The following is a 2,912-nucleotide window of genomic DNA, read 5'->3' as shown; positions in this document are numbered from 1 at the left end:
ATCAGGGGAGGCAATGCGTGGGCGGTGGCTTCTGGCATGAGGRATCAGGGTTTAAAAATATTGCGCGGTGGCTCGGTGGGACAATGGAGGCTATGCATCCTAAAGCCTTACTCGACAGTTGTTCCGAGCTTCTCAAGCAGGTCCTCAAATTTGATCATCCCGCCGACATGGTGGTGTCGCGCTATTTCCGCGACTATCGCCTCGGCCCCCGTGAACGTGCCACCGTGGCGGAAACGATTTACGGTGTTCTTCGCAAGAAAAATCTTTATACCTATCTGGCCCAGCATGGCAGCGGCGCGCCGGAGCGGCGTCTTGCGATTCTCGGTTTTGCGGCGGACCGCGACTTTCTTTTGGGTGCGCTGACCGACCAGGAAAAAGACTGGCTGGCGCGTTGCGACCAGGTCAAACCATCGGACCTGATGGAGCTGCATCGCCACAACCTCCCGCAGTGGCTGGTTGATCCGTTGAAAGAGCAGCTTGGTGATGATTTCTGGCCGCTGGTCGAGAGCCTGAACGCACCGGCCGGGCTTGATTTGCGCGTCAACACGCTCAAGGATAAACGGGCTGAAGTCCAGAAGGAGCTTGCGAAAGCGGCTATCAAAACCGTAGCAACACCGTATTYGCCCTGGGGCCTGCGCATTGCCGACGGCAAGCCCCAGCTGGGCAAACTGGATGCTTTCACGCGTGGCGCCATTGAAGTGCAGGACGAAGGCTCGCAGCTKTTGGCCCTGCTGGTCGATGCCAAGCGAGGTGAGATGGTGGTCGACTTTTGTGCAGGGGCGGGCGGCAAGACCCTGGCCCTCGGGGCTTCCATGCGCAATACCGGGCGCCTTTACGCGTTTGATACGTCGGGACACCGGCTGGATGCGCTCAAGCCGCGGCTGGCGCGCAGCGGCCTTTCCAATGTTCATCCGGTGGCTATTGCCCATGAGCGTGACGACCGGATCAAGCGCCTGGCCGGCAAGATAGACCGGGTCCTGGTGGACGCCCCGTGCTCGGGCTTGGGCACCTTGCGGCGCAATCCTGACCTCAAATGGCGGCAGACGCCCAAGGCGATTGAAGAGCTCAGGGCCAAGCAAACTGCCATTTTGCAGAGCGCTGCGCGGCTTTTAAAGCCCGGCGGACGCCTGGTTTACGCGACTTGCAGCGTTTTGCGTGAAGAAAACGAAGCCATCGCTGAAGCCTTTAGTGAGGCGAATAAAGAGTTCAACGTCCTTGAAACAGGGCCCTTGTTGACTCATCTGGGGGTGGAACACGCGGAAAAACTCTGCCGCGGACCCTACCTTCGGCTCTGGCCTTACCTGCATCAGACGGACGGGTTTTTCGCAGCAGTATGGCAAAAGTCGTGATATTTTTGGCGACAAAAGACGACAGATAGGCCGAAGTTACATATTCATTCGTGATTTTTCGCACTGTTTTGACCTTGGATCCTGTACTGAAAGTGACTTGGTATTTGTGGGGGATCGCCTTACAATAAACGGTTATTTTTTGCAGCGCCTGGAGACACATCTGGATGGGCGACTGCTTCAGATTGTTTAAAGGATTTTTATGATCTTGTTTGATGCGGCCCTCGACTGGCTTGCCAATGGGTTGCTTGCCGCCAGCTGGTGGCAAATCGTGTTGTACACGCTGGTGACCACCCATATCACCATTGCCAGCGTCACCATCTATCTGCACCGTCACCAGGCGCACCGCGCCATGGACCTGCACGCGATTCCTTCGCATTTTTTCCGTCTCTGGCTCTGGCTGGGTACGGGCCAGGTCACCAAGGAATGGGTGTCCATTCACCGCAAGCACCACGCCAAGTGCGAAACCTCTGAAGATCCGCACAGCCCGCAGGCTTACGGCATCAAGAAGGTTTTCTGGGAAGGCGCCGAGCTGTACCGTGCCGAAAGCAAAAACAAGGAAACTATGGCCAAGTTCGGCCACGGCACGCCCAATGACTGGATTGAGCGCAACGTCTACACCCGCTATAGCTGGCAGGGCGTGGGCCTGATGATGATCATCGACCTGGCGCTCTTCGGTGCTGCAGGCCTGGCTGTCTGGGCCGTGCAAATGGCCTGGATCCCCGTGACGGCGGCCGGTATCATCAACGGCATTGGTCACTATTGGGGCTATCGCAATTTTGAGGCGCCTGATGCCAGCACCAACATTTCGCCCTGGGGCATCATGATTGGCGGCGAAGAGCTGCACAACAACCATCACACCTACCCGACGTCGGCCAAGTTCTCGGTCAAGCCCTACGAATTCGACATCGGCTGGGTGTATATCCGTGCCATGGAAAAAGTAGGCCTGGCCTCCGTCAAGAAGGTCCCCCCCAAGCTCCAGCTGGGTTCCATCCAGCCTGTGGCAGATRAAAAAACCCTGGAAGCCCTGATCGCCCATCGCTACGAAGTCATGGCGGGTTTCGCGCGCGAACTGCGCCGCGCCGGCAGGGCCGAACTCGAAGTGCTGAAGGCCAAGAAAGCCGACGTGTCCGTGTTGCGCGCAGCCAATCGCTGGCTGCACCGCGATGACGACAAGGTGCCGGCCGCCGCCAAACCCCAGCTGGCGCAGGCCCGCGCCGAACACCCCGTGCTGGACAAGATGGTCACCATGCGGGAAGAACTGCGCCAGATGTGGCTGACCACTTCCGCTTCCCGTGAGCAGCTGGCTGCGGACCTGCAGGCCTGGTGCCACCGTGCTGAGGAAAGCGGTATCGCCGCCTTGCGCGAATTCTCGATGAAGCTGCGGGCTGCCCGCACCTGACCTGACGCTACATATCCGACCTGGTCACCCGGTCGAAACTTCAAGGCCGCTTCCGGAGAAATCCAGCAGCGGTTTTTTATTGTTCGGCGCAAAGTACGAGTTCCATGATCGAGCGCCCCAAGATTTGGTAATGGTAGGGTCGCTACCAGCGCCCTGATCAGGGC

At 58.5% G+C, this 2,912-nt stretch carries 2 protein-coding genes; both read left to right on the top strand.

Features of this window, described 5'->3' with window-relative positions:
• The first annotated feature begins 92 nt into the window (after nt 1-92).
• A complete protein-coding gene (locus AC1D1P_RS19595) occupies nt 93-1,349 on the top strand; it encodes an RsmB/NOP family class I SAM-dependent RNA methyltransferase (protein ID WP_477674126.1) in 1,257 nt (418 codons plus the stop codon).
• Between the two features lie 199 nt (nt 1,350-1,548).
• Nucleotides 1,549-2,748 (top strand): DesA family fatty acid desaturase, encoded by a 1,200-nt coding sequence (locus AC1D1P_RS19590; protein WP_477674125.1) that lies wholly within the window; start codon nt 1,549-1,551, stop codon nt 2,746-2,748.
• Nucleotides 2,749-2,912: the final 164 nt, after the last annotated feature.

The sequence above is a fragment of the Polaromonas sp. P1_E1_2 genome (assembly GCF_056406035.1).
The sequence above is the reverse complement of the archived record's forward strand: the minus strand, read 5'-3'. Positions and strand labels throughout refer to the sequence as shown.